This is a genomic window from Paenibacillus sacheonensis (assembly GCF_009909195.1).
GTDB classification, from domain to species: domain Bacteria; phylum Bacillota; class Bacilli; order Paenibacillales; family Paenibacillaceae; genus Paenibacillus_Z; species Paenibacillus_Z sacheonensis.
The window spans coordinates 40,026-65,916 of the sequence record NZ_JAAAMU010000003.1 but is presented as its reverse complement, the minus strand read 5'-3'; the positions used below and the strand labels follow the sequence as shown (position 1 = coordinate 65,916).

20 protein-coding genes are annotated in these 25,891 nt (G+C 61.3%); 3 read left to right on the top strand and 17 right to left on the bottom strand.

Translation table 11 applies throughout. The annotated features are described in order from the left end of the window. Positions 1–140: 140 nt before the first annotated feature. Complete coding sequence (locus GT003_RS05895) at positions 141–2,939, top strand: hypothetical protein (RefSeq protein ID WP_161695435.1); 2,799 nt, start codon at positions 141–143, stop codon at positions 2,937–2,939. A 355-nt stretch (positions 2,940–3,294) separates the two neighbouring features. Continuing rightward, positions 3,295–4,233 (top strand): YbjN domain-containing protein, encoded by a 939-nt coding sequence (locus tag GT003_RS05890; protein WP_161695433.1) that lies wholly within the window; start codon positions 3,295–3,297, stop codon positions 4,231–4,233. Positions 4,234–4,360: 127 nt separating this feature from the next. Here GT003_RS05890 and GT003_RS05885 read toward each other — a convergent pair whose 3' ends face one another. From GT003_RS05885 to GT003_RS05805, 17 genes are all read right to left on the bottom strand, one after another. Further along, a complete protein-coding gene (locus GT003_RS05885) occupies positions 4,361–5,239 on the bottom strand; it encodes a Gfo/Idh/MocA family oxidoreductase (RefSeq protein ID WP_161695431.1) in 879 nt (292 codons plus the stop codon). Positions 5,240–5,260: 21 nt separating this feature from the next. After that, a complete protein-coding gene (locus GT003_RS05880) occupies positions 5,261–6,322 on the bottom strand; it encodes a Gfo/Idh/MocA family protein (RefSeq protein WP_161695429.1) in 1,062 nt (353 codons plus the stop codon). A gap of 35 nt (positions 6,323–6,357) precedes the next feature. Continuing rightward, positions 6,358–7,932, bottom strand: a complete 1,575-nt coding sequence (locus GT003_RS05875; RefSeq protein ID WP_161695427.1) for an FAD-dependent oxidoreductase — start codon at positions 7,930–7,932, stop codon at positions 6,358–6,360. A gap of 22 nt (positions 7,933–7,954) precedes the next feature. Beyond that, positions 7,955–9,034 (bottom strand): hypothetical protein, encoded by a 1,080-nt coding sequence (locus GT003_RS05870; RefSeq protein WP_161695425.1) that lies wholly within the window; start codon positions 9,032–9,034, stop codon positions 7,955–7,957. Positions 9,035–9,081: 47 nt separating this feature from the next. Next, on the bottom strand, positions 9,082–9,918 hold the full coding sequence (locus GT003_RS05865) for a carbohydrate ABC transporter permease (RefSeq protein WP_161695423.1): 837 nt from the start codon (positions 9,916–9,918) through the stop codon (positions 9,082–9,084). Beyond that, complete coding sequence (locus tag GT003_RS05860) at positions 9,911–10,813, bottom strand: carbohydrate ABC transporter permease (RefSeq protein ID WP_239566077.1); 903 nt, start codon at positions 10,811–10,813, stop codon at positions 9,911–9,913. The genes GT003_RS05865 and GT003_RS05860 overlap by 8 nt, the downstream gene beginning before the upstream one ends. Positions 10,814–10,873: 60 nt before the next feature. Next, a complete protein-coding gene (locus GT003_RS05855) occupies positions 10,874–12,274 on the bottom strand; it encodes an ABC transporter substrate-binding protein (RefSeq protein WP_161695421.1) in 1,401 nt (466 codons plus the stop codon). Positions 12,275–12,556: 282 nt separating this feature from the next. Continuing rightward, positions 12,557–13,459, bottom strand: coding sequence for an AraC family transcriptional regulator (locus GT003_RS05850; protein WP_161695419.1), 903 nt, complete (start codon positions 13,457–13,459; stop codon positions 12,557–12,559). A 249-nt stretch (positions 13,460–13,708) separates the two neighbouring features. Then, the gene (gene mgrA, locus GT003_RS05845; protein WP_161695417.1) at positions 13,709–14,701 is read right to left on the bottom strand and encodes an L-glyceraldehyde 3-phosphate reductase; all 993 of its coding nucleotides are present in this window, start codon (positions 14,699–14,701) and stop codon (positions 13,709–13,711) included. A 79-nt stretch (positions 14,702–14,780) separates the two neighbouring features. Continuing rightward, positions 14,781–15,626: an AraC family transcriptional regulator gene (locus GT003_RS05840; protein ID WP_161695415.1), complete on the bottom strand. Its 846-nt coding sequence runs from the start codon at positions 15,624–15,626 to the stop codon at positions 14,781–14,783. A 131-nt stretch (positions 15,627–15,757) separates the two neighbouring features. Then, the gene (locus GT003_RS05835) at positions 15,758–17,203 is read right to left on the bottom strand and encodes a bifunctional 2-methylcitrate dehydratase/aconitate hydratase (protein WP_161695413.1); all 1,446 of its coding nucleotides are present in this window, start codon (positions 17,201–17,203) and stop codon (positions 15,758–15,760) included. 29 nt (positions 17,204–17,232) lie between these two features. Continuing rightward, positions 17,233–18,795 carry a citrate/2-methylcitrate synthase gene (locus GT003_RS05830; protein ID WP_239566078.1) on the bottom strand — a complete coding sequence of 521 codons (1,563 nt, stop codon included), beginning with the start codon at positions 18,793–18,795 and terminating at the stop codon, positions 17,233–17,235. A gap of 3 nt (positions 18,796–18,798) precedes the next feature. Next, the gene (gene prpB / locus GT003_RS05825; RefSeq protein WP_161695411.1) at positions 18,799–19,872 is read right to left on the bottom strand and encodes a methylisocitrate lyase; all 1,074 of its coding nucleotides are present in this window, start codon (positions 19,870–19,872) and stop codon (positions 18,799–18,801) included. 27 nt (positions 19,873–19,899) lie between these two features. Further along, positions 19,900–21,066, bottom strand: coding sequence for an acyl-CoA dehydrogenase family protein (locus tag GT003_RS05820; protein WP_161695409.1), 1,167 nt, complete (start codon positions 21,064–21,066; stop codon positions 19,900–19,902). Positions 21,067–21,073: 7 nt separating this feature from the next. Further along, positions 21,074–21,940: a 3-hydroxybutyryl-CoA dehydrogenase gene (locus tag GT003_RS05815; protein WP_204798962.1), complete on the bottom strand. Its 867-nt coding sequence runs from the start codon at positions 21,938–21,940 to the stop codon at positions 21,074–21,076. A 90-nt stretch (positions 21,941–22,030) separates the two neighbouring features. After that, a complete protein-coding gene (locus GT003_RS05810) occupies positions 22,031–23,320 on the bottom strand; it encodes an acetyl-CoA C-acyltransferase (RefSeq protein WP_161695405.1) in 1,290 nt (429 codons plus the stop codon). Next, positions 23,313–24,479, bottom strand: coding sequence for an acyl-CoA dehydrogenase family protein (locus GT003_RS05805; RefSeq protein ID WP_161695403.1), 1,167 nt, complete (start codon positions 24,477–24,479; stop codon positions 23,313–23,315). The genes GT003_RS05810 and GT003_RS05805 overlap by 8 nt, the downstream gene beginning before the upstream one ends. 142 nt (positions 24,480–24,621) lie before the next feature. On the opposite strand from GT003_RS05805, the gene GT003_RS05800 reads away from it, so the two are divergent. Further along, the gene (locus tag GT003_RS05800; protein WP_161695401.1) at positions 24,622–25,518 is read left to right on the top strand and encodes an ankyrin repeat domain-containing protein; all 897 of its coding nucleotides are present in this window, start codon (positions 24,622–24,624) and stop codon (positions 25,516–25,518) included. The last annotated feature ends 373 nt before the right edge of the window (positions 25,519–25,891 follow it).

The following is a 25,891-nucleotide window of genomic DNA, read 5'->3' as shown; positions in this document are numbered from 1 at the left end:
TGCTTCAATCATACTACATATCAAATCCAAAATAATGCAAAATTCGTTCTTCTTCCACTTTTTTCTTGGTTATTCGCGCGTTTTTCCCGAAAGCTCATGTATAATGGATTCCATATATGGGTATCGAGGGGGATATTGCCGTGTTCCAGAGCTTGTTCAGAAGTTCGAAGAGCCCGAAGCCGCCGCAGGGCAATCAGACGCAAGGGGGGCCTGTCTCAAGCACGGCCGGCAACCAACAGGCCAGCCAGCAAACGCCGCAGATGGCCGGGCAAGCGCCGCTCCAGGCGCAGAAGTCCCCGGAGGAGCAGCGCAAGGAGGACCTGGCGACCTACAGAGACCAACATACGCCGATAATCGCCACCCAGCTCTATCAATCCCTGATATCCGGCGCGAAGCAGCAGACCGATCAGTATCTCCTCACGAACAAGGAAGCGCTGGCCTTGCGCGACTCGGTCCGTCAGGCGGCGATCGACAAGGTCAAGAACAACATCGAAGCGGACGTCGGCGCGACGGCTGACGAAAAGGCGGATGCCAAGAAGTACGCCGAGGAGAACGTCAGGAAGGCGATGATCGTCGAGGATTCGCTGACCCGCCTCTCCCACGACACGGTTCGAGCCGCCATCGGCGCCGACAACAGGGCGATTTTGGAACAAAAGGCCAAGGAAGGCTATAATTCCGTCTTGCCCAAGCTGAAGACGCCGCTCGCCAAGCAGCAGGACGAGGCCAAGAAGCAGGCGATACGGACAGGCCAGACCGCGGCGGACGGCAAGCTGACCGAGCTCGTCACTCAGATCAAGAAGGACCTGGCTCTGCGAATCAAGAACGATGCTTCCTTCCTCAGCGGCAGCGTCGACGTCAAAGATGCCGGCATGAAAGACTTGAAGGATCGGCACGATTCGAACGACGCGCTCGTCGCCGACAACGTGATCGAATCGATTTATACGAACAAGCTGTTCGATCCGATCAAGCTCGCCGTCGTCATGAAGCTCGGGTATGAACGGGGGTTCTTCAGCACGACTTCCGACGAGACCAAGGCGTTCGTGAAGAAGCTGGCTACCGCCGCGAACGAGCAAGCCCGGGCAGACATCGAAGGCCAATTGGACACGGACACGAACACGGCGGGCAAGTCCGAGCTCGGCAAGAAGTATTACGGGATGCTGGCCAAGGTGCAGGCGGCATCCCTCTCCAAAGGCTCCGTCAACGCCGTCGTCGACAAGAGCGCGATCGATATCGCGAAGCATGTGCTGCCGGAAGCCGCGACGAAGGGCGCGTTGAAAACATCCGCGCAATCGTCCGCCTTCGAGGTTGCGAGGAGCAATCCGGGCGATGCGGATAAGATTGGCGCCGCCGCCAAGAAAGGCGCGCAGATCAAAGCGATCGAGCTGCTGAAAGTCAAGCAGACGGAAGCCGTCGCGGCCGCCCGGGCGATCACGAAAGGCAAGAAGGGCGATTCGAGCGTCCCGGCGGACACCGTCAAGCAGGGTGAGATCGCGAGCGGGGTCAAGTCGCAAGTCTCCGCGGACAAGGTCGGGGAGAAGTCCATCAAGCAAGCCGTCGAAGCCGATACGCTGAACGGCGGCTTCGCGAAGGTGGGCAAGGTGATCGACCTTGCCGTTCCGAATAACGGCGATTCCAGCTCGTTCGAATTCGAGTTGAAGATCCCGGTTAACCACACGGGCAACGTCTACGTCCTGTTCGGTTTGGCCGCGGAGGCGGAGCGCGAGGAGAGCGATCTGACGGTCAACGCCTCGATTACGTTCGGGGCGGGCTTCCAGACGTTCGGCCTGGACGCCAACTTCCGCGCCGGCCTGTTCATGGAGAGCCAGTCCAAGGACTCCGTCGGCGTCATGAAGCTGCTCTCGTACGGCATGTACCGGGAAATGCGCAATATCGCGCCCCGGGCGGCGGAGTACTTCTGGGGTCAAGGCGGCAAGTCCGGCATGGAGAAGACCGAGGAAGCCGAGCTGTGGGCGGCGATGATCGAGCAGACGCACATGAAGGAAGGCAACTACGTCGACGTCGGCCTCATGGCCAAGCTCCAAGCCGACATCAACGCCGGCGTGGCCAAGATGGGCGGCGAATTGGGTTACAAGCGCCTGCATCATTACGACCAAGAGACGATCGAAGACAAAGTAGCGGAACACAACACCAAGACCGGAAAGACGGCCGCGCCCGGCAAGACCGGCTTCGGCGACAAGACCGACGTCGCCTCCCTGAAGGACAAAGCGTCGGCGCTCGGCTTCAAATCGAATAAACGCGTTTGGGAAGCCGGCGCCACGACCGAGGTCAAGCTTGGCAGCACGAGCGTGGCCTTCGGACTCGAAGGCTCGCTCGCCTTCGTGAACGACAAGATGCGCAGCTTGTCCATCGAAGCCAAAGGCTCTATTCCGTTCGCTTACGGCGAGGATGTCTCCGATTGGGCGAAGATCGCCTCCAAGTGGGTTACCCCGATCGTCGGCGGAGCCAAGAACGTGGCCGGCCTCCTCCAGAGCAAGATGAGGGGCGACGAAGAAGGCGTCAAGAAAGGGATGGGCGGCGTGCTCGACACCGGTTCGGACGTCATGTTCACCCTTCCTCAATTCGACTCCGTCGGCAAAGGCCTCGTGGAGAAGATCAAAGGGGACGAGACGATCAACGATACGGTCAAGGGCTGGATAACCGGCAAGCCGACCACGAGCGCCACCGAGAAGGTAAACAAGATTCTGCTGTCCAGTTCCCTGGATCTCTCGCTCTCGTTCGATAAGGAATGGACCAAGACCGGCACGCCAAAGGAATGGGAAATTTCGCTTGGAGCCGCCGAGACGAAGACGTTCGAAGTGGATGCGGAGATCGCCAAAGTGTCCGTCGAGAAATCCAAGAGCTTGGGCAAGCTAGGCTTCGGCACGAACGACAACGGCGAATTGGAATTCAAGGGCGGGTTCCTTGGTTTCGAGACGTAAGCGCGCGTCCTAAGCGTGCGAGACGCGTAATCGAAGTAAGCGGTGATGTGCGGCGTCTCTAACGCTCGTGACAGTGGCTATTTCGCTCCAATCGCCTCGTTTTAAAATCTAAAACGATCGCTAGCATGGTTAGTTGACTATTTTCAAGCGAAATGGGTCGTTAGTCGGCAGATAAGCACCGTGGCGAGCGTTAGAAAATGAAAAGTGGCCAAAACAGGGAAATAACGTGTCTGGCGATCGTTAGCATCCCCCTCAGGACGAGGCGTATGGCGCGTTCGTTTAGCCGGTTGTTGCGAAGGGAAACTTTATAGCCGATTATATACTTAGAATGAAAGAACAAGGAGATCTGCCCGACATGGCCATTCAACGATCCAGCGTAAAGACGCAACTGCCTCTCCTGTTCCGTACCTTGGACGGAGCTTCCCTATCTGCAGTCATCGTTCATATCGAGCTGCACTACGACGATTCGGGTTCCGCGGCCGGATCCTGCGAGATGCTTCTGGAAGTCGACGGCGAGACGTGCGCGGCCATCGTGGCGCAGGAATGGTTTCATTGCTTCGGCAGCGTCAGGTTGAATCAAGCGACCTTCGAGCCGGGGCGGCCAGCCGAGCTGCTCGTCGCCTTGCGTCCGGCCATCGTCCGCGGGCTCATCTCGCAAGGGATGGATGCGGAAGACGTTCTCGATGCTTTGTTACCGTCCGGCGAATCGGCGAAGTCCTCCCTCTCCGTTCAATTGAAGCAGACGGAGAGCTGGCTCGCGCTCGAACTGAAGCAATTGGTTCAACAGCCTGAGGAAGGCGACGAGAACGGACGCTTGACCATCAGCCTGCGAACGAATTGGCGCGAGAAGACCGCCCACGATCCGGTCCGCGCCACTCCCCTCTATGCACAAATGCAACGCTACCTGGAAGCCAAGGCGCTTATCGTGGAACCGGTCAACGATGAGCTCATGCGGCTGCGTTTCTACACGGACGAAGCCGAATGGGGCAGCGTCATTCAAGTGGAAGAGGCGGCGCGCACGATCGTCCTTTACTCCGTCTTCCCGACTGCGATTCCCTCTGCCCTGCGCGAGGAAACCGCATTGGCCTTCATTGGCGAGAACTACGGGAGCACTTCGGGCAGCTACGAGATGGACATCGAAGACGGCGAGCTGCGCTACCGAACGACGATTGCCCTGGGCGCCGGACAGGATCTGGACGTCGGGCTCGCCGCCGCGGCGTTGTCCGATCACCTCGAAGTCATGAAGCGCTTCGTGCCGGTCGTCTCGGAAGTTATCGAGCAGAGCGGCCATTGAACCCTATTCGAGCGCAAAGAAACCAAGACGTCCTGCCTTAAGAGTCGCATTATATTAAATGAACAAAGTAAAAGCTTGCCCAATCAGGGCAAGCTTTTCGCTTCCTATCGACACTATCGCCGTCGATTTACTTTATTCCGCTTGCTGCCTCGCCAAGTTCCTTCCCCGCCGCCGGCAGCTCCATCCATACATAAGGCTGCTGCGCCGCCAATCGCCCATACTCCATAATGGTCATGATCGCGATCGTCTCGGCCGGATCCACCGGGGAGACGCCGCTATCGAAGAACGCCAGCATCGCCCGGATAAACGCTCCGAAATAATCCGATTCCGGCTTCAAGGTTACGGCGGTCCCCGTCTCGTATTGCACCGTCATGCCGAACGGGCAATTCCAGCCGAAATGCCGGATCTCCGCCTGCCTGCCGTCCGCGAACCCGATCAGCAGCGCGGGCGAGGCCGGATTGCCGATGTACATCACGCGGTTGGCTTCGCAGCCCATGAGCGCTACGATCGGCTCGATTTGATGAATCGCGTAATTGTCGTACGTTCCCGGTCCCAGGCTGCCGATGACCGCGATTCCTTGCTTATCCGCTTCGGCATATTCCGCTGCATAACGAAGCGCGGAGCTGGAATAGAGCGGCGTACCGTGCCTGCGCGCGGTTTCGAACAACGTAAGCGCCGTTTTCCGGTCGGGCGCGAACGTTTTGTCCACGTAAGTCGGCTTGCCCGAACGCAGCGGAAGCCCCGCCAGCTCCTCGTGATACTCCGGATGATCGGGCGACAGCACGACCAGATAGTCGCTCGCCGCAACGATCTCCTCTATGGAGGCCATCAGCCGAATGCCTTTCTTCTCGCACCAGGCGGCGTTCGTCAGCCCGCCGATCTTATCGACTTTGCCGTACGCACAGACAACCTTCATCTCGCCGTTCGACGCCTGCTCGATCCACGCCGGGTAATGCTCGGCATGCCACTCGTCCAAATAATAATCGATGAACCCGATCGTTCTCATGCTCGCACCCCACATCCGCCGTTATAACCGGATTTCTTCTCCCCTCGCGGCCGACTCGTAGATGCCGCAAAGCATTTTCATCATCTCGACGCCGTCTTCGACCGGACTCAACGTCTGCTTGCCGCCGCTGCATGCCGCGACGAAATGATTGATCTCATCCTGAAAGCCGGCCGCGAAATCAAACGAAAGGTTGTTGATCTGCGGAGTCACGTTGAGAATGGTATCGTATTTCTCCGTGATGAAGGTCAGCGACGGCTCCAGCTCCACGCCGCCCTTCTCCCCGTACAGCTTGACCGTCAGCTCGTCCTCCTTCGCGTGAAGCGCGAAGCTGACATCCACGTACAGCGATGCCCCGTTCTCGAAGCGAATGAGCGCGTTCGCCATATCTTCCACCGTATTCTGCTCCGCGTCGTAATCGGATGACTTGTAATAGGCCAAGTTCTGTACGTTCGCCCGGTTGCCGAGCTTCTTGTACGTATTGCCGCTGATCGACTTCGCCTTGGGCCGGCCCATGAGATACCAGCACAGGTCGATGACGTGAACGCCGACGTCGATCAGCGGCCCGCCGCCGGAGCGCTCCCGGTCGGAGAACCAGCCTCCGGGGTTGCCGAGCTTCCGGATACAGGACGCTCTCGCGTAGTAGATCTCGCCGAACTCGCCGTGATCCGCCATTTCCTTGACGATCCGCGTATTCGCGCTGTACCGCCGGACAAAGCCGACCTGCAGGATTTTGCCGCTTTGCCCCACGGCCTGCTCCACCTGAAGCGCCTCTTCGACCGTCCGGCACAGCGGCTTCTCGCACAGCACGTGCTTGCCCGCATTCACGGCCGCGATGCTGATTGCCGCGTGGCTGTTGTTCCACGTGCAGATGCTGACCGCATCGATCTCGGGGTTCGCAAGCAGCTCGAGATAGTCCGTATAGACATGCGCGATATCATACTTGTCGGCCTTGGCCCGCGCTCGCTGCTCGTTCAAATCGCATATGGCGTAAAGCTCGGCATTCGGGTTCTTGAGGTAGGATTTCAGATGACTCTCCGAGATCGAGCCCGCTCCGATAACGCCAATCCGAATGGTGTTCGTCATAGTAGACACTCCCTGCTTATAGGTAGTCGTGAAGCTTAGACCGGACGGGACTCCGGCCAGGCGAGTTCGATTCCTTCTTGGATCAACAGCTTTTGGAACGCAAGCAGCTGCTCCTGCCGATTGCGGATATCCCGCGGCTTGACGCCATGCTGCAGGCAGTAGGAAGCCAGATAGCCCGCCGCCTCGCCGATGTTCCATTCAACGGGATGGAGCCGATAACAGCCGTTCGTGATATGGGTGACGCCGATGTTTTTGCCTGCGGGCAATAGATTGTTGACGCGAACGGGAATCAGGCTGCCGAGCGGAATTTGGAACGGCAGGCTGGAAATATCGATGTAATGGCGCAGCCCCGTGCTCGGGTGAAGATCGATCCGGTAGCACCCGATGCCGACGGAATCGGTGAACGGCTCCGCTTCTTCCGTGCCGCGGCATTCCGTGCTCAGATGCTGCTCCAGCACCGTGAACTCGGCTTTGATCCGGCGCGATTCGCGGATGTATGGCGCCATGGCAAGCCCATCCGCCGTGCCGACGACGTCATTACGCAGGCGCAGGCCGGGATAGCCCTGCTTGCCGTCCGGCCGGGGAGCCTCCGTCTGCATCCAGTACAACAGGGACAGGCTCAGCTGCTTGGCCGCCTCGAGGTGCCGCGCCTTCTCTTCCTCGCTCACATCGATCACGGGGCCGAGCCAATAGTCGTTCTGCTGCCAATTCACCAGCGAGATATCGCTGCGATACGTTCCCGGCGCAAAATTGCTCCGGTCGACGATCCTTCGGTACCCCATCAGCGACATCCAGTCTCGGTCCGGGAACAGGTCGAATGGAATCGGCTCCAGCGTCGCCGGTTTTACGCCCGTCCAGCTGAGCAGACGATCCGGCCAGAAGTCCGCCTTGTACTCGCGCCAGAAGTCGTACTGCCCGGGTTTGTCGATCGTATGGTTCTCCCCTTCGAGATAATCCATGGCGAAGCAATACGTAAACGCCTGCATGTCCATCGGCTGCGGGTCGCCCTCGAGCGCGTGGGGTTCCCCCGTCTGACGCTGCGATTCCGCGCCGGTGACGTACTCGACGCCGGCGAGCGGCAGAACGTCGCCGCATTCCGTCGCATCCAGGAAATAAGGGGCCGTCAGCTCAAGACGGTCCAGCTGCTCCGACCCTGCCACCGTAATCGATAGAACGTTATCTCCTTCCGTGCGGGCCGACTCCACCCGGTAACGGGTCAGAATCGACAGTCGGCCGCTATGGACGTAAGGAGCCATCATATGGCGAAGCACGGCGAGCGCGGTTCGCGGCTCATGGCAAATGCGGCTTACCCAGCCGTTGCCCGGATTCAGCATGACGTTCGCCCTGGCTTCGGCCGTTAACGGAAAATAGTCCCGGTAGTACTGCCGCACGCCCTCGCGAAACCGCCGGTAGCTCCTCGTGCAGCCGAACTGCTCGATCCAGGGATGTTCGTCGGGAGGCACGGCTTGACTCGTCAGCTGGCCGCCGATCCACGGCGTTTCTTCGGTCATGATGACGGTCAGGCCCATCTTGGCAGCCGCCAGCGCCGCCGCGCAGCCGCCGGTCCCGCCGCCGATAACGACCAGATCGGCATGCATCTCCTTGCTCATCGGGTAAGCCCCCTCGATCCTATTATTTCTGCTGATTCGTGAAATAGATGACTTGCGGACCGGCCGCCCCGCCGGTGAGGCTCAATTCGGACTTGTACGTCCCGCCGTTCGGATTCAGCTTGAAGTCGGTGATGTTCCAAGCGTTCTCGTACGTCAGGTACCCCGATTGGAAGATGTTCTTGTTCCATTTGACGACGTAGTGTCCGTATCCGCCCGACGGATTCAAGAATAAGCCGACCTGCCGCGGATGGTGGAAGCTGTTGACGATCTCCGTGTTCAGATGGTACATCACGCCGTAGTTGCCGTTGTTGATGACGGGCTTGTTGCCGTCCACCGCATCCCAGCCATCCTCGTATTCGCCTGGCATGGCGTCGCTCCACTGGCCGTATGCCGCGGAATCGATGCGCAAGTAGGCGCTGCCGATCGACGTATCGTACTGAATCGTGCCGGTCCGGTCAAAGTGGGGGAACGTCCCCCGCGTATGCGAATCTTCCGGAAGCACCGCGACCTGCTCCGGATGTTCCGGCTTCGCGTCATAGCTTAATACGGTGGCCGTTACTTGCGCAGGGGCGTTCTTCTTGCCCGACACGGCCTCGAACTGCACGATGCCGCTGTTCGTAATGTTGTTGTCCGTCGGCGCGTCGAGGTAATAGCTCTCGCCCGGGGCGAGCTCCGCCGCCAGCGTTCGTTTGTTCTCGGAAGCGATGAAGTCGGCGAGCGCCGACTGGCCGGCGACGTCGACATAGATGTTCGTTCCGATGCCGTTGCCTTCGAGATACAACGAGACCGTATCCGCCGAAGTGTTCGTGATCGCGACGCCGACCGTCAGCGTTTGCGGCGCCTCGTTCTGATGATGCCAGAACACGCGGAACTCGCCTTCGGCCGTATCCCGGTAGAACGCGCCGGCGGTTGCGAACGTTTCCGGAGAATCGCTGAGCAGCAGCTTGCCGCCCGTGCCCGTCAGCTGCGGCTTCTCGAGGTGAACGGCGGGCAGAAGGGAAGCAACCGGAACCGTCTCCGGCGTCGGAGCCGCTGCCGCGAAAGCCGTGCTTGCGCCAATCAGACCGAGGGACACTGCCAATGCGATTTTACGTTTCAACATAACCACTCCTCATTATCTCGAATTCGGGATCGCGGGCCCGCGCTGCATCACCCTTTGACCGCGCCGACCATCCCGTTAATGAACTGTTTCTGCAGCACCAGGAAAATAACGATGATCGGAATCACGGAGATGATCGTGCCGGCCGCGATATACGGGAAGTTATAGGACAAGTTCCCTTGCAAATATTGCAGCGCCGCGGCGAGCGGATATTTCTCCTTGTCGTCCAGGATGATGATCGGCCAGATCATGCTGTTCCAGAAGGCCATGAAGTCGAAGATGACGACCGTCGCGATCGCGGGCCGCACCATCGGCACCATGATGTTCCAGAAGATCCGAAACTCGCCCGCCCCGTCGATCCGCCCGGAATATTCCATATCGTTCGGGATGGTAATGAACGCCTGCCGGAGCAGGAAAACGTTGAATACGCTGACCGCCGACGGGAGGACGATGCCGAGAATCGTGTTATACAGATGCAGCTTCTGGATGATGATGAAGTTGACGATCATCCCGGCGGCATTCGGCAGAATCATCGTGCTCACGATGGCATAGAAGACGAAATTCCGCGCCGGGAACGCGATGCGCGCGAGCGGATACGCCGTCATCGTGCAGATGATCACGTTCAGCAGGACGCCCATTCCCGTCATCAGCACCGTGTTCTTGATATACGTCCAAAGCGGCATGATATGGAACACGTCGCTGAAGTTCTTGAAGTTGAGGGGCCACGGAATGAGCTGCGGCGGGAATTTATAGACGTTCGCGTTTACCTTGAGCGAAGTGGAGAGCAGCCATAGAAAAGGGCCCAGGCACAGCAGCGCCGTCAGTACCAGCAGCGCGTACAGGATAATACCGGAGGCGATCTTCCGGAGCGAGGCGGCATTATTCATAATAGGTCAGCCCTCCCTTCCTCGTGTACCGGAACATGAACAAGGAGAACACCAGAATGATCAGCGCGACGACGAGCCCGATGGCGGCCGCATAGCCGAAGTCGAAATCCTGGAACGCCACTTTGTACGTGTACACGCTCGCCACCAGCGTCGAGTTGATCGGATCGCCCTTGGGACCGTGCATGACGAAGATCTCGTCGAACACGCGGATCGCGCCCATGACGGAAAGCAGCGAGCAGAGCAGCACGAATGGCATCAGCAGCGGAATGGTGATCAGGCGGATGACCTGGAGGCGGTTAGCCCCGTCGATTCGGGCCGCTTCCTGCAGCTCGCTCGGAATGGACTGGAGCCCGGCCAAGTAGATCATCATGTAATAACCGAGTCCTTTCCAAATCGTCACCAGCATGACGCCTGCCAGCGCATACTTCGGCTCGACCATGAACGCGATATCGTGATGGGTAAGGCCGAGGCTGCGCAGGATATAGTTGATGATTCCCTGCTCCTCGTACATCCACTTCCAAGCGATCGCCGCCGCGACCATGGACGTAACGACCGGAATGAAGAAGGCGACCCGGAACAAGCCGACGAACTTCAGCTTCGTATTCACCAGCACGGCCATCAAGATCGCGATGATCTGGATAATCGGCACGACGATCACGTAGATCAACGAGTTCTTGAGCGCTACGTAGAAGTCCGGATCGTTGAACGCCCGCTGGAAGTTTTTCATCCCGATCCATTTCGTCGTATCGAGGGCGGAGTAATTGGTGAACGCGAGAGGAAGGCCGTATAGGATCGGATAAAAGGTAAACACGATCAGCAGCAGGACGCCCGGAGCGATCATGAGATACGCGAAACGGGCGCGGCTCCTCTGCTGTTTGGACCATTTTGCAGCCAACGGGATTTCCCCCTTCCCCTAGATAAAGGGGAGAGAGAAGCTCACTCCCCGCAAGTCGACTTACCCTCCCGCATTGACCGCATCCAATTGCTTCTGCATCTCCGCTTCGGCCGTCTTCAGCATGTCCTCCGGCGACTGCTGGCCGAGCATCATCTTCGTCCAGCCTTTCCAGAGCGGATCCAGCACCTTCGATTCGTCCTTGATGCCGAGCGTGAAGTCCTTGGCCTGGCCGACCATCGAGGCCGCGATGATCTTCGCCTTCGATTCCGGATCGTCGCCGCCTTGCGTAAAGAACGGATCGGCTGCCGCTTTCTTCGTGGATGGCAAAATATTGACCACTTTGCAGAATTCCAGCTGCGATTCGTCATTCGTGATGTAATTGGCGAAGTCGATCGCTTCGGGATGGTTTTTGCTCATCGTCGGCACGACGACGTCCATCAGGCTGGCCTGATAGTTGCCGCCTTCCTTCTTGGCCGGCATCTTGGCGACAAGCGTGTTGTCGAACACGTCCTTCGCGTTCGTCTTGACGCGGTTCAGGAAATTCGCGCCCGTCGTCAGCGTCGCGATCTGTCCGCCTTGGTATTTGTCGGTCGCGTAATTGGCATCGGCCCCGACGCTGTCCTTCGGAATGACGCCCTCGTCGTACAGCGCCTTGTTCCATTTCGCCCACGCCAGCGCTTCGGGCGTGTTGAGAATGATCGTCTTCTTGTCCTCGCTGATCATCGGCACGCCGGAGAAATACAGATCGGCAGGCGGATTGGAGACGAGCGTGAAGCCGTACTTGCCGGTCTTTTCCTTGATCTGAACCGCCTGCTGCTTCAGCTCGTCGAGCGTGACGGGCGGTTTGTTCGGGTCGAGCCCTGCTTCTTCGTAAATTTTCTTGTTGTACATGAAGACGGATAAGCCGAAGTACCAAGGAAAGGCATAGGCGCTGTCGCCGAGCTTGGTGGAATTGTAGAGGTCGGGAAAATAGATCGAACGCTGCTCTTCCGTCGCTTCCTTGTTCAAGTCGACAAGGGCGTTCTTGGCGGCGAGCGTCAGCGCCATGCCGGTATTGAGGTTGACGACATCGGGGGAATTGCCGCCGGCAATGGAAGTCAGCAGCTTGTTCTCCATGGAGCCGTAAGGCAGATCGGTCCATTTCACCGTGATGCCCGGATGCTCGTCTTGATACTTCTTGATGCGGCCGTTGATGTAATCGTCGAAGTTCGGGCTGAGCGAAATGGTCCAGAAATTCAAGGTGATGTCCTTCTTCGGCTTGTCGTTCGTCGTACCCGCCGCGTTCGTGCCCCCTGCGTTCTTGCCGTTCGCGTTCGTATCCGCCGCTTTCCCGTCGGGCGAATTCGCATTCGCAGATGATCCATTGCCGTCATTCGAATTCCCGTTGCCGCATGCCGACAACATCGCAAATGCCATGCTGCCCGCCAATGCGATGGAAGCCAACCGTCTCGCATTTCCCATATCGTCCCCTCTTCCTCTTCAAGAGTGCGTTGCTTAAGGTGATCTTACCTGAATCGGGATGGGCTGTATTTAACCATTCATGCTTTAAAGTTGTGCCATTGTTTAGATGATGGCAAGGGCATGACCTGCGGTCGATATGGATTTCCAATCGCTGTTGTAGTTCTAATTTCTTTGATCATATAAGTGAGTATAGGTAGAAATCTGACTACAAAGGCGAGCGCTCACGCTTTTCCGACTCCATATCGACACTCCGGTCACTCCCCAAACATTGAACACAACAAGTCACTCTTTGACATACAAACGAATGTACTCCGTAGGCGACAAGCCCACTGCCTTCTTGAACGCGCGGCTGAACGAATGTATGGACTGATACTGCATGGTCGAGGCGATTTCCGTGATGCTGCAGGTCTGCGATTTCATCAGCTCGATCATTTTCTGCAGCCGCTTCTGCGAATAGAAGTTGCGCAGGCTGATCCCCGTCTCCTCGGTGAACAGATGCGAGAGATAGGAATAGCTGTACCCGAGCACCCTCGATACCTCCGCCAAATCCTGCATCGTCAGCATGTTGTTGTCGATATAGCTGATGGCGTTGTAGACGATCTCCTTCGTTCCGCCGCTGCCTTGGTCATAGTGGTACGTGCTGTCCCAATCGGAGAAGAAATTGCGGTACATCAGCACGATCAATTGATTCAAATACGTCTGCGTCATCATCTGCGAATAATGCGACATGCTGCGGAATTCCTTCAGCGCGCTCAAGAACGTGTGCTGCATGTCCAGGCGGTCCTTCGTCAGCGGATTCTCCCGCTTGTCCAGCATTTTCTGAATATGGATGAACGGACTCTCGTAGCTCTCGCGGTAGTCGTCGTCCTGCTGCAAGTTAAACAGAAACCCCATGTAGAAATAACGGAACGGCTCCTTATCGTCGGCGCCGCCCGTATGCACCTCGCCTGGGATATTGATATATAGGTCCCCCGCCTCCACTTCGCTTCGCCTGCCGTTGGTCGAGAACCATCCCTTCCCCGACATGATGTACGTGATCTCGTAGCAGACCTGCGTATGCTCCTGCAGAACATACCCGGAATCGCAGCTCAAGTCTCCGATCTGATAAAGCGTGAACAGCTCGTACTGCTTGGGATTCAAGAAATACAAGTTATCGAAATGAAATCGTTTGCGGTCATGCGCCAAAATAAAACCTCCTGTGCATGGGATTAGCGGGCATTCCCCGGCATGAGAAAACAGCTCGGCCCGGGTGCCCGTTCTCTGCTAAAGATGCTTCATTCGGGGCTTGGCCCTCGGAATGCATTCATTAAAGCACAAATAACCCCAACCAGTACACTTTTTTCCAAGTGTCCCGATTGGGGTCATGCAGCCGGCGCATGCTCCGCCGGCGAAATGAAACGCAGCGTATCCGAAAATACGCTGCATTCTACTGGGTTACCCTTGCAAAATACCTTCGATCAAGGCCAGCTCTTCGCCGGTAAATTCAAGCGCGGCCAGCGCGCCGACGGCATCCTCGATCTGGCTGACCTTGCTCGCGCCGATGAGGGCGGAAGTGACGCGGCCGCCGCGGAGCACCCAAGCGAGGGCCAGCTGCGACATTTTCTGGCCGCGGGACTTCGCCAGCTCGTCCAGCTTGCGGACCTTGGCCAGACGCTCCTCCGTCACCTGCTCCGGCTTCATGAAGACCGAAGGGCCGGCGGCGCGCGAATCCGGCGCGATGCCGTTCAAGTAGCGGTCCGTCAGCATGCCTCCGGCAAGCGGGGAGAAGGCGATGGAGCCGATTCCCTCTTCGTCCAGCACATCCTGCAGGCCGTCCTCGATCCATCGGTTCAGCATCGAATAGCTCGGCTGGTGGATGAGGCAAGGCGTGCCGAGCGACTTGAGAATCCGCGACGCTTCGCGGGTCTGCTCCGCCGAGTAGTTGGACAGGCCGACGTACAGCGCCTTGCCCTGGCGGACGATCAGATCGAGCGCGCTCATCGTTTCTTCCAGCGGCGTGTTCGGGTCCGGACGGTGGTGGTAGAAAATATCGACATAGTCGAGACCCATCCGCGTCAAGCTTTGGTTCAGGCTCGCGACGAGATTCTTCTTGGAGCCCCATTCGCCGTAAGGCCCCGGCCACATGTAATACCCGGCCTTCGTCGAGATGATGAGCTCGTCCCGGTACGGCGCGAGGTCCTGCTTCAGCAGCGTGCCGAAGTTCTCTTCCGCGGAACCCGGCGGCGGCCCGTAGTTGTTGGCCAAGTCGAAATGGGTAATGCCGAGGTCGAATGCCCTTCTCGCCATCGCGCGCTGATTCTCCAGCACGTTGATGCCGCCGAAGTTATGCCACAGCCCGAGCGAGATCGCCGGCAGGCGAAGGCCGCTCTTTCCGGAACGGTTGTATGTCATTTTGTCGTATCGTTCTTGTTCTGCTATATACGTCATTGCTCCATCCTCCTCATCGTTTCACTCCTCCCATCTTACTGGAAGGCGAAGGACGAGCCAATGTCAGCAAGGCTGATTGTTATGTCACAAAGTCAGGCTTTATGCCAGCCGGTATGAAGCGCTTCGGGGAGGCGCCCTTCACTTTTTTGAACATTTTCGAGAACAGCAGCGCATCCTGATACCCGACCGAACGCGCCACTTCGCCTACGGTATAGGCCCCGCTCTCCAGGAGCTCGCATGCCTTGTCCATCCGATAGTGAAGCAAATACCGCTGCGGCGGCATGCCCAGCGCTTCCTTGAACAGGACGGAGAAATATTTGCGGTCCAAGCCGATGTGGGCGGCAAGCTGGCCGACGGAAATATTTTCGCAGAAGTGGGTTTGGATAAAACCGATGCTGCGGTGCACGTAGCCGTCTTGTTTGCGGGCGGCCGGCGTTGCCGACGAGGCCGGAGCCGCTTCCGTCAACGCGAACATGAACTCATATAGCAATGCGGTGAGCCGCAGGCCAGCCGCGCCTCCGTGGGATACCGCTTCGTTCAGAGCGTCGTAGAGGCCCGGCATCGTCCGCAGATCCATCGGGAATACCGGATGCTCCGGAGACAGGCTTGTCCCGGCCAAGATCTCGCGCAGCTGCGCGCCTTGGAACGCCACCCACGAATAGGTCCATGGCTCGTCCGTGTCGGCCTCGTAGTGGGTCACGACCTGCGGGTAGACGATGAAGCCCTCGCCCGCCGACAGCCGATACGTATAATCGCCGACGGTCACGTGCCCGAACCCGTCGTGAATAAAATGCACTTTCCAGCACTCTCGGATGCCCGGACCGACAGAATGGCCGGGAGCGCAGCTTTCCTTGCCCCAGTAGAGCAGCTGCAAATCCGAACTCCCGTTGTAGAGTCGATCAGGATTGAAAATCGAGTTTCCCATGCCGATTGCCGGCCTCCTCTCAGCTCGCTGCTAGCGTCTCTATCTGCTAGCATCATAGCACAGTTAAGCCGAAAAAGTCGTGAGCCAAGGCGGCGGAGAGCCGCTGCCTTGGCTTCGCGCAGAGCATGCCGCTAGTTCGCGAGCAGGTCCATGAAGCGATGGACGGCCATCGTTTCCAGCTCCTGCGGGTTGCCGCACAGCTGAACGAGCCGCTGCACCCGCTCGCTCTTGTAATGGGTCGCCAGGTTCGCTTCGAATTTCTGCAGCAGCAGCGGAATGCCTTCTTCCCGCCTGCGGCGATGGCCGATGGGATACTCCGTGACCTCCTGCTCCGTCATGCTGCCGTCGCGGAAGAACACCTGGACGCCATTCGCGATGGACCGCTTATCCGGATCGAAGTAATCGCGCGAGAACTGCGCGTTCTCCGTCACCTTCATCAGCCCGCGCAGCCTGTCGATACGGGGGTCCGCCGCCGCGTTCTCCTCGTAATGGTCCGCCGTCAGATTGCCGTGGAGCAGCCCGACCGCAGTCATATACTGGAGGCAGTGATCGCGATCGGCCGGATTGTGAAGCGGACCGGTCTTGTCGATGATGCGGATCGCCGATTCATGCGTCGAGATGACGATTCGGGCAATATCGTCCAGCCTTCCCGACACGACCGGATGAAGCCGGACGGCGCTTTCGACCGCCGTTTGGGCGTGAAACTCGGCCGGGTAGGCGACCTTGAACAGGACATTTTCCATGACGTAGGAGCCGAGGGGCCGTTCGAGGGCGATGGGCTTGCCTCGGAACAGCGCGTCGCTGAAGCCCCAGCCTTTGGCCGTTACCGCGGACGGATAGCCCATCTCGCCGCGCAGCGTGAGGAAGGACAGCTGGATGGCCCGGCCTGCCGCGTCGCCCGCGGCCCAGGATTTGCGCGAGCCCGTGTTGGGCGCGTGCCGATAAACGCGCAGCGGATGGCCGTCGAGCCAAGCATGCGAGAGCGCGTTGACGATATCGTCCTTCGTTCCGCCTAGCAGGCCTGCGGCGACGGCCGTCGACGCGACCTTGACGAGAATGACGTGATCGAGCCCGACGCGGTTGAAGCTGTTTCCGAGCGCCAGGACGCCCTGAATCTCATGCGCCTTGATCATGGCCGTCAGCACGTCGCGCATCGTGAGCGGCTGCTTGCCGGCGGCGTCGTTCCGTCTGCTGACATAGTCGGCCGCGGACAGGATCGCGCCGAGATTATCGGATGGATGACCCCATTCCGCCGCCAGCCACGTATCGTTGAAGTCCAGCCAGCGAATCATGCACCCAATGTTGAACGCCGCCGTCACGGGATCAAGCTCGTAGGACGTTCCGGGAATTCGGACGCCTCCGGGCAGGTCCGCTCCCGGAACGACGGGTCCGAGCAGCTTCGTGCAGGCCGGGTATTTCAAGGCCAGAATGCCGCAGCCCAGCGTATCCATCAAACAATAACGGGCCGTCTCGTACGCCGTCTCGCTCCGGATGCGGTAATTCGCCGCATAATCGGCGATGTCGACGAGCAGTTGATCCGGCTCGGGTCTTACGTTCGGTTCATGCGCTTGCGACACGCTCCATCACCTCGCTCTCGTTAGTCGTTCTAACGCCTGGCATGCAGCTCCAGCCACGGCTGCACCTCCGGTCCGTCGTAGGCGGCCGACGGCCGGATAATGCGATTGTTCCTCCGCTGCTCTATAATATGGGCGGTCCAGCCGGCCAGCCTCGCGATGACGAAGATCGGCGTGAACATGGCGGTCGGAATGCCCATGAAATGATAGGCCGTCGCGCTGTAGAAGTCTAGATTCGGGAATAAGGCCTTCTCCTCCCGCATGACGGCTTCGACCGCCTCCGAGACCGGGTACAAGTAACCGTCCTCCGACCAGTACGACAACGTCTCGGACCATTTCTTGATAATGTCGGAGCGCGGATCGGACACGCTGTACACCCGATGGCCGAAGCCCATGATCAGCTGCTTCTCCGCCAGTCGAGCGCGCGTGGCCTCTGCCGCTTCCTCCGGCGTCCCGAATCGCTCGATCAGCTCCATGACGGCTTCGTTCGCTCCGCCGTGCAGGTTGCCGCGCAGCGTGCCGATGCCCGTCGCGATGCAGGCATGGAAATTCGACAGCGTAGACGCCGTGACGCGGGCGGCGAAGGTGGATGCATTGAACTCGTGCTCCGCGTACAGCGTGAGCGAGATGTCGAACACGCGCCGGTGCCGGATAGCGGCGTGCTTGCCGTGCAGCAGGTAGAGAAAATGGCCTGCGACGGTATAGTCCTCGTCGGCAGCATCGGCTGCGATGTCCGCAAACTGCGGGCTGCCCGGCGCGGGGCTTGGTGCAGGGCTTAGAGCGGCGTTTGGAGCAGGACTGCTCGGAGCAGCGCCGCCGCCAGACGCGGGGATGCTTTGGGCCGCGCGCCCGGCGCTGCCCGGGGCGGATCCGGCCGTCGAATCGCTCCCGGGCTGCGGACCCCCGGTCACGACGGGGGGCGCATTCCGGGCAGGCGCCGAATCGCCGCGCCCCCTTTTCGGTTCGCGGGCGAGCTGCCGGCCGCTGACCGTGGCCCGGCCCGAGGCCGATCTTCGCTCATCGGACGCTGCCCCGTCTGCCTCCGGCCCGACGGACTCGGGCAGACCGTCATCCGTATCCGCGCTGAATTGCGGCCTCCGGATATCGGCGGACCGATCCGGCGTCTGCCCATTGCCGATGCCTGCGATGCTGACGGGGCTGTCGTCCTCATCGCCCCGCCGGTGATAATGGTACCAATGCAGCAGCATCGGCCCCGTCAACGCGATGAGCCGGTCCGCCAGATCGGCCGCCGGCCGCTCCGGGAGCTCGGGCTCCAGCGTCCCGAGCGCGACGCAGCCGGCCTGCAGCACCTCCATCGGATGCGCGTCCGCCGGCAGCAGCTCCAAGATCCGCTGCAGCGCTGCCGGCAGCCGGCTTGCGGCCTCCAGCTTGCGCCTGTAATCCGTCAGCTCGTCGACGTTCGGCAGCTTGCCGCGTATGAGCAGGTACGCCGTTTCCTCGAAGCTGCCGTGCTCCGCCAAATCCTCGATCGCATATCCGCGGTACGTCAGCCCGCAGCCGTCTTTTCCCACCGTGCTGATCGCCGTCGTGCCTGCCTCGACCCCGGCCAGCCCTCCTGGCTTCTTCGCCGCCATCCTTCATCCCTCCTCCGGCTTCCTCCCTGCATCGAACAGCGCATCCAGCTTGCGCTCGTAAGCGTAGTAGTCCAAATACCCGTACAGGTCCTCCCTCGTCTGCATCAGATGAACGGCGTCCGCCTGGGTTCCCTTCCCCCGAATCGTCCGGTACACCTGCAGCGCGGCGGCGTTCATCGCCCGGAATGCCGACAACGGATACAGCACCATGGCCACTCCCGCTCCGCCCAGCTCCTCCGCGGTCATAAGCGGCGTGCGTCCGAACTCCGTCACGTTCGCGAGCACCGGTACCTTCACCCGGGCCGTGAACGTCCGGTACTCCTCGAGCGTGGTCGCCGCTTCCAGGAAAATCATATCCGCCCCCGCGTCCACGTAAGCCAGCGCGCGCGCGATCGCTCCCTCCATGCCTTCCGAAGCCAGCGCATCCGTCCGGGCCATCAGCACGAAATGCTCGTCGTGCCTCGCGTCCGCCGCGCTGGCGATTCGGTCCTCCATCTCGCCCTGCGGCACGATCGCCTTGTTCGGCCGGTGGCCGCACCGCTTCGCGGCGACTTGGTCCTCGATATGAATGCCCGCGGCGCCCGCCCGGATCATCTCGCGTACCGTACGCGCGATGTTGAACGCGGATCCGAAGCCCGTATCCGCGTCCGCCAGGATGGGGAGATTCACCGCGCCCGCGATGCGCCGCACGTCCTCCGCGACGTCGTTCAGCGTCGTGATGCCAAGGTCCGGCAGTCCGAAGGACGCGTTGGCCACGCCGGCGCCGGAGACGTACAGCGCGCGGAATCCGGTCGCCTGCGCCAGCATCGCGGCGTACGCATTGACGGCGCCCGCGATTTGCAGCGGCCTCTCTTGCCGAATTGCTTCCCTGAAGCGCTTGCCGGGGGAAGCTCGGTTACCGCCGCCGCGCCGGTGCTCGCCCGCGGCGCCGTTGGCGCCAATAGAGGTGCTGCCGCTAACCCCGCTTCCGCTAGTGCCCTCGCCGAGCGCACCTTCAACGCCGCCATTACCTCCGGCGCCAAAATCAGTCCCTTTGTCAACGTCGCAGCGATAACCGTTCCCACCGCTTCCGTCCATCGCAATCCCTCCTTTCCAATGATGGCGTTATCCTTTCAGCAGCTCGCCCGAGATCACGATTCGGTGAATCTCGTTGGTCCCTTCGTAAATCTGCGTAACCTTCGCATCGCGGAAGTAACGCTCCGCCGCGTGCTCCTCCGTCAGTCCTTCCGGACCGCACCACTGCAGTGCCCGCGTCGCCACGCGAACGGCCGTGTCGCTGGCGAACATTTTCGCCATGGACGCCTCCTTCGTGCAGGGACGCCCGCGCTGCAGCAGCTCCGCCGCGCGGTAGACGAGCAGCGCGGCGGCCTCCGTCGCAGCGGCCAGGTCGAGCAGCTCCGCATCGGCTCTGGCCCGCTGGCGCCGCGGCACCTGCGGCAGCTCGCGTTCCGCCAGCGCCAGCGCCGCGCGCGCGATGCCGAGCGCCTGCGCGCCGATGCCGATGCGGCCCCCGCTCAGCGCCGATTTGGCAATGCGGAAGCCCTGCCCCTCCGCGCCTAGCCGCTGCGACGCCGGTACCTGAACGTTCTCCAGTATGAGTTCGCAGGTATTGGAGCCGCGCAGCCCCATTTTCTTCTCCTTGCGGCCTACGGTGAATCCCGGGGTGTCTTTGCTCACCAGGAAAGCCGTGATGCCTCCGCCGGCGCTGCCGCCGGTACTGGAGCTCCCTGTCTTCGTCTGCGCCGCATCGTCCTGCACGACGGCGAACAACACGTACTGGTCCGCCTCGCCCGCGTTGGTGATAAACACCTTGGTGCCCGACAGCGCATAACCGCCCTCCCTGCGAAGGGCGATTGTCCGGATGGCCGATGCATCCGAGCCGGCATGCGGTTCCGTCAGCGCAAACGCCCCCAGCCAAGCGCCCGAGGCTAACCGCGGCAAGCAGCGGCTTTGCTGCCCGGACGTTCCATGGTAGACGATCGGCAGCGTGCCGACGGACGTATGCACCGCCAGAATAACCCCCGCGGCAGCGCTGACACGAGAGATCTCCTCGATTGCCAGCATGTAGGAAACCATGTCGCAGCCGCTCCCGCCCCATTCGGCCGCGATCGGCAGGCCGAGCAAGCCCTCGCGCCCCATTTTCTTCACCAGCTCGCGCGGAAAAGCATCGTTCTCTTCCATTCCTATTACCGCCGGCGCCACTTCGGCCCGTGCAAACGTCCTCACCCGCTCCCGCAGCGCCTCCTGTTCTTGCGAAAACCGAAACCTCATTGGGAGTTCAGCTCCCCTCCGCATCGTCATAGCCGTGAAACCCTCGGCCGCTCTTGCGACCCAACCAGCCTGCGTGGACGTAGCTTCGCAGCAAGGGACATGGCCTGTATTTGGAATCGCCGAACCCCTCGTGCAGCGTCTCCATGACGGCCAGACACGTATCCAGCCCGATCAGATCGGCCAGCGCGAGCGGCCCCATCGGATGGTTCATGCCCAGCTTCATGATGCCGTCCACCGTCTCGGCGGACGCCACGCCCTCGTACACCGCATAGATGGCCTCGTTGATCATCGGCATCAGCACCCGATTGCTCACGAAGCCCGGAAAATCCCGCACCTCCAGCGCGGTCTTGCCCATCCTCGCCACGAGAGCCGCCGTCTCCGCGTACGTCTCGTCGCTCGTTCGCAGCCCGCGGATGATTTCGACCAGCTTCATAACCGGCACGGGGTTCATAAAATGCATGCCGATCACCCGTTCCGGCCGCCGGGTCGCCGCCGCCAGCTCCGTCAAGGACAGCGAAGACGTGTTGCTGGCCAGGATGGTCCGTCTCCCGCAGATCCCGTCCAGATTGTTGAAAATCTTCTTCTTCACCGCCATGTTCTCCGTCGCCGCTTCGATGACCAGCTCGACCTCGGCCGCCGCGCTCAAATTGCCGCAGGGGACGATGCGCGCAAGCGCCATCGCCGCCTCTTCCGGGGAGATGCGACCTTTGGAGGCGCCGGATGCCAGCGCGCTGCCGATCGCCTCGAGCGCCGCGGAGACTCGAGCGTCGTCGGTATCGTGAAGCAGTACCCGGCAGCCTGCCAGCGCCGCGACCTGCGTGATTCCTCTGCCCATCTGCCCCGCTCCGACTACGGATACGTTCTGAATCGTCACCATGCCAGCTCCTTTCCGGGAATTGTGGATGCATAACCATGAGATCCGCCAGCCGGCAGTCTGCGCTCGTTCATCCCGTGCTTCTCGCCGCTAACCTTCGACCTTGATGAGCAGCGCATCTCCCTGACCGCCGCCGCTGCAGATCGCGGCTATGCCGAGACCGCCGCCGCGCCGCCGAAGTCCATTGATCAGCGTGACGACGATCCGCGCCCCGCTTGCCCCGACGGGATGCCCGAGCGCGATGGCGCCGCCGTGCACGTTCACCTTGTCGGCATCCCAGCCGAGGAGCTTGCCGCAGGCCAGCACGACGGCGGCGAACGCTTCGTTCAGCTCGATGCGGTCTACCGCATCGAGCTGAAGCCCCTCACGCCGGAGCAGCTTCTGCACGGCCAGCGCCGGCGCGATCGGGTACAGATGCGGCTCTACGCTGATCGCCGCATGCCCGATGATCGTCGCGAGCGGCGCCCATCCTTCGCGCAGCGCGCGCGCCTGCGAGGCGACGATGACGGCCGCGGCCCCATCGTTCACCCCCGGCGCGTTGCCCGCCGTAATCGTGCCTCTGCCCGCGCCCGATTCTGCGAAGGCGCCTGCACCCGGGCTCGAACCTGCACCAGAGCCCGCACCCGAGATGGAGACTGCGCCAGCGGCGGCTCCCCCCGCGTTGAAAATCGGCCGCAAGGCGGCAAGCTTCTCCATGCTCGTGTCGCCGCGCGGCGGTTCGTCGGTATCGACGGCGAAGACGTGACTGGCGGCTGGCGTCCCGTCCGCGAGCGGTACCGGTACGATCTCCGTCTCGAAGATACGATGCAAAATGCCCTGTACCGCTCGTTCGTGACTGCGCAGCGCCCACTCGTCCTGCTCCGTGCGGGAGATGCCGTATGAAGCCGCGAGGCTGTCGGCATAATCGCCCATATGCCCGCCCCCGGCCGCGCAGCGCAGCCCGTCTCCCAGCATCAGGTCCGCGGCGGCGCCATCCCCCATGCGCCGGCCGAAGCGGTAGTCCCGCAGGGCATGGGGTACGCCGCTCATGCTTTCCATGCCGCCGGCCGCGATAATCTCCGCATCTCCCGCCGCGATGATCTGGGCCCCCATGGTGATGCTCCGCAAGCCGGAAGCGCAGACCTTGTTCACGGTCTCCGCCGGTATCTCGGCGCCGAATCCGGCATGCAAGGCCGCTTGGCGCGCCGGATTTTGCCCCGCTCCTGCTTGGATCGCCATGCCCATGATCACTTCGTCGACCGAAGAGGATGCCAATCCGCTCCGCTGCAGCGCGCCCTGCAGGGCAATGCCGCCAAGCTCCGCCGCCGTTCTCCCTTTCAGAGCGCCGCCGAATTTGCCGAAAGGCGTGCGCGCGCTGCCGATGATAACCGTCTCAGACACGTTCTTTTCCCTTCCCCGCCCGCCGCTGCGGCGGCATGAGATCGGGCCCGTCGAGCCCTTTGAACATTTGCACCGCCTTCGCATCCCGCATGTAACGTTCGACGGGATATTCCTTCATGTAGCCGTAACCTCCATAAACCTGCACGGCTTGAATGCTGCCCGACATCGCCGCGTCGGCCGCAAACCGCAGCGCCAGACCCGCCGCTCCTTCATCCTCCAGCCCCTCATCCGCGCGCCATGCCGCCTGGCGTACGAGCAGCTGCGCGGCGTCCGCGCCGGTATCCAAGTCCGCGAGGATGCTCGCGATCGCCTGATGCTTCGCGATCGGCCTGCCGAACTGCGTCCGGGTCCGCGCGTACCCCAGCGCCGCATCCGCGGCTCCCCGCGCGATGCCTGCGGCGATGGCCGCCAATCCGCAGCGCACGCCAGCCGCGGCTTCGCGCGCAAGCAGGCTTCCCTGACCTTCGCGGCCGAGCCGGCAGCCCTCCGGCACGCGGCAGCCCTTGAACGTCAGATGCGCCATGCCCGCGGCACGCAGGCCCAGCTTCTTCGTCACGGGCTGAATGTCGAGCCCCAGGCAGTCTTTGCCGACGATGAAGGCGCTGTACCGTTTGCGGCCGCCGCTTCGCCTCTTCTCCCCGCCCGTCTCCGCGTAGACGACGAAGAGATCCGCCTGCGAGCCGCCCAGTACGTATTTCTGCTGCCCTTCCAGCACGTAATCGGATCCGTCCCGCGCTGCCGTCAAACCTACCCGAAGCCGTGAAGCGCTGCCGGCTGCTCCCGGCAGGACGCCGCCGCCAAGCATGCTCCCCGTAAGCAGCGGATCCCCGTATCGCCGAATCGCTTCTTCGCCTCCGTACCGCATGAGCGGCCAAGCGGCCAGATACACATGGGCCCATAACGCCGCGGCAAGCGAGGCGTTCGCCCGCGACAGCTCCTGCAGCACCAGCGCGAAGCCAATGAAGCCGCCGCCGGCTCCGCCGTCCTCCTCCGGCCACGGCAGCGCCGTAAAGCCCAGCTCCGCCAGTTCGCCGAACGATTCCTTGTCGAACGTTTCCGACTCGTCTAATGGTCCGGCCCTGCGTGCGGCCTCCTGCTCCGCATACCGCGCCGCCATGTCCCGGATCATCGATTGCTCCTCCGAAAGCCCGAATTCCATGCGCATAACGCCCCCTTCCCGAAACAGACAGAGCGCCCCATGCTACAACCGCTTATTACATCGTATTTTCCCCCGCGGCGATTCATGATAGAGTGAAGGCGATAGAAAAGCTGTCCTTCCCAAAAAAAGGAGCTGATTCCCGTTGACCTGCGCCAACGATATCGATGACCAAGCCGCGAACGAGAACTTTCGAGAGAGCTATCGCGCCGCTTATCAAGCCGTCAAGCTCGGGGAGACCGAGCGGCTGCGCGAGCTTCTAGCCGAGCACCCCGGGCTCGCGAATGCACGCTCGGCCCAAGGCCGCACGCTGCTGCATCAGCTGTGCGACTGGCCGGGACACTATCCGCGCCAGCTCGAGACAGGCAAGCTGCTGCTTGCGGCGGGTGCCGACGTCAACGCCAGGGCGATCGATCCCGAGCATGGGGAAACCGGCCTGCAGTGGGCGGCCAGCAATGACGACCCCGCCATGGCGGGGCTCCTCATCGACGCCGGATCCCCGGTCGACGGGCTGAACGACGACAGGAGGCCGCTCGCCCAGTCGGTCTGGTACGGCTGCCGCAAGGTCAGGGATTTGCTGCTGGAGCGCGGAGCCGCCCTGGACCTGGAGCTGGCCGCAGCCGCGGGACGCGTCGACCTGCTTCCCTCGTTCTTCGGCCCGGATGGCGGACTGCTGCCCAGCGCCGGACGCCATCGCGAACCGGTGAACATACCGATTCCGGGCGGCGCCAAGCCGGAAGAGCTGCTGCAGCAAGCGCTCATCTACGCCGTCATCGGCGGCAGTCTGGAATGCGCCGCCTGCCTGCTGGATCGCGGCGCCGACGTGAACGGCGTTCCCTCCGGATTCGACCGAACGGGAGCGGCGGCAATTCACTGGGCAGCGGCCGGCGACAATGCGGAGCTGACGGCCATGCTCATCCGCCGCGGCGCGGACCTCTCGCTGAAGGACGCCCGATACGGCAGCACGCCGCTCGGCTGGGCCGAGCATTTCGGACGGCAGGCGAACGAGGCGCTTCTGCGTCAGGCCGCCTCCGAAGGGTAACGAACAGCCTGCCTGGCCTAGCTGCAGGCCGCGGCAAAAAGATCCCGCGCCGCCGCAATCGGCAATCGCGGGATCTTTACATTTTCTTCTCGCCCCCCTAACTTTCCGCTAACGGCCCGATAACAAAGCCGCGTTAAGCTGGAAACAGCAAAATGAAGCGGTTAGGAGGTTCGTCGACGATCATGAAACGGCTGCGCAAATTGAAATCAAAGCTGCTTGCCTGGCGAGACGCTTGGCAGGCTCAAAACGAGAGCACGCCTCAAGCGGCATAAAGCTTCTGGCCGGGTGATGCCCCGGTCTGGCCGCACTCGCCGCCTCCGATCCGCTGGGTTACGGGCCACGGCCCGCGGTTGCCGGTGGATCGCTAACGAAC

What these genes read in the sequence shown, in the direction of transcription:
- GT003_RS05830 (WP_239566078.1), bottom strand. Translation starts at nt 18,795, where the DNA reads ATGGCGGCGAAGAAGCCAGGAGGGCTGGCCGGGGTCGAGGCAGGCACG.
- GT003_RS05870 (WP_161695425.1), bottom strand. Translation starts at nt 9,034, where the DNA reads ATGTTGAAACGTAAAATCGCATTGGCAGTGTCCCTCGGTCTGATTGGC.
- GT003_RS05805 (WP_161695403.1), bottom strand. Translation starts at nt 24,479, where the DNA reads ATGGAATTCGGGCTTTCGGAGGAGCAATCGATGATCCGGGACATGGCG.
- GT003_RS05880 (WP_161695429.1), bottom strand. Translation starts at nt 6,322, where the DNA reads ATGACGAACACCATTCGGATTGGCGTTATCGGAGCGGGCTCGATCTCG.
- GT003_RS05840 (WP_161695415.1), bottom strand. Translation starts at nt 15,626, where the DNA reads ATGGGAAACTCGATTTTCAATCCTGATCGACTCTACAACGGGAGTTCG.
- GT003_RS05820 (WP_161695409.1), bottom strand. Translation starts at nt 21,066, where the DNA reads ATGAGGTTTCGGTTTTCGCAAGAACAGGAGGCGCTGCGGGAGCGGGTG.
- GT003_RS05890 (WP_161695433.1), top strand. Translation starts at nt 3,295, where the DNA reads ATGGCCATTCAACGATCCAGCGTAAAGACGCAACTGCCTCTCCTGTTC.
- GT003_RS05855 (WP_161695421.1), bottom strand. Translation starts at nt 12,274, where the DNA reads ATGGGAAATGCGAGACGGTTGGCTTCCATCGCATTGGCGGGCAGCATG.
- prpB (WP_161695411.1), bottom strand. Translation starts at nt 19,872, where the DNA reads ATGGACGGAAGCGGTGGGAACGGTTATCGCTGCGACGTTGACAAAGGG.
- mgrA (WP_161695417.1), bottom strand. Translation starts at nt 14,701, where the DNA reads ATGACGTATATAGCAGAACAAGAACGATACGACAAAATGACATACAAC.
- GT003_RS05885 (WP_161695431.1), bottom strand. Translation starts at nt 5,239, where the DNA reads ATGAGAACGATCGGGTTCATCGATTATTATTTGGACGAGTGGCATGCC.
- GT003_RS05875 (WP_161695427.1), bottom strand. Translation starts at nt 7,932, where the DNA reads ATGAGCAAGGAGATGCATGCCGATCTGGTCGTTATCGGCGGCGGGACC.
- GT003_RS05865 (WP_161695423.1), bottom strand. Translation starts at nt 9,918, where the DNA reads ATGAATAATGCCGCCTCGCTCCGGAAGATCGCCTCCGGTATTATCCTG.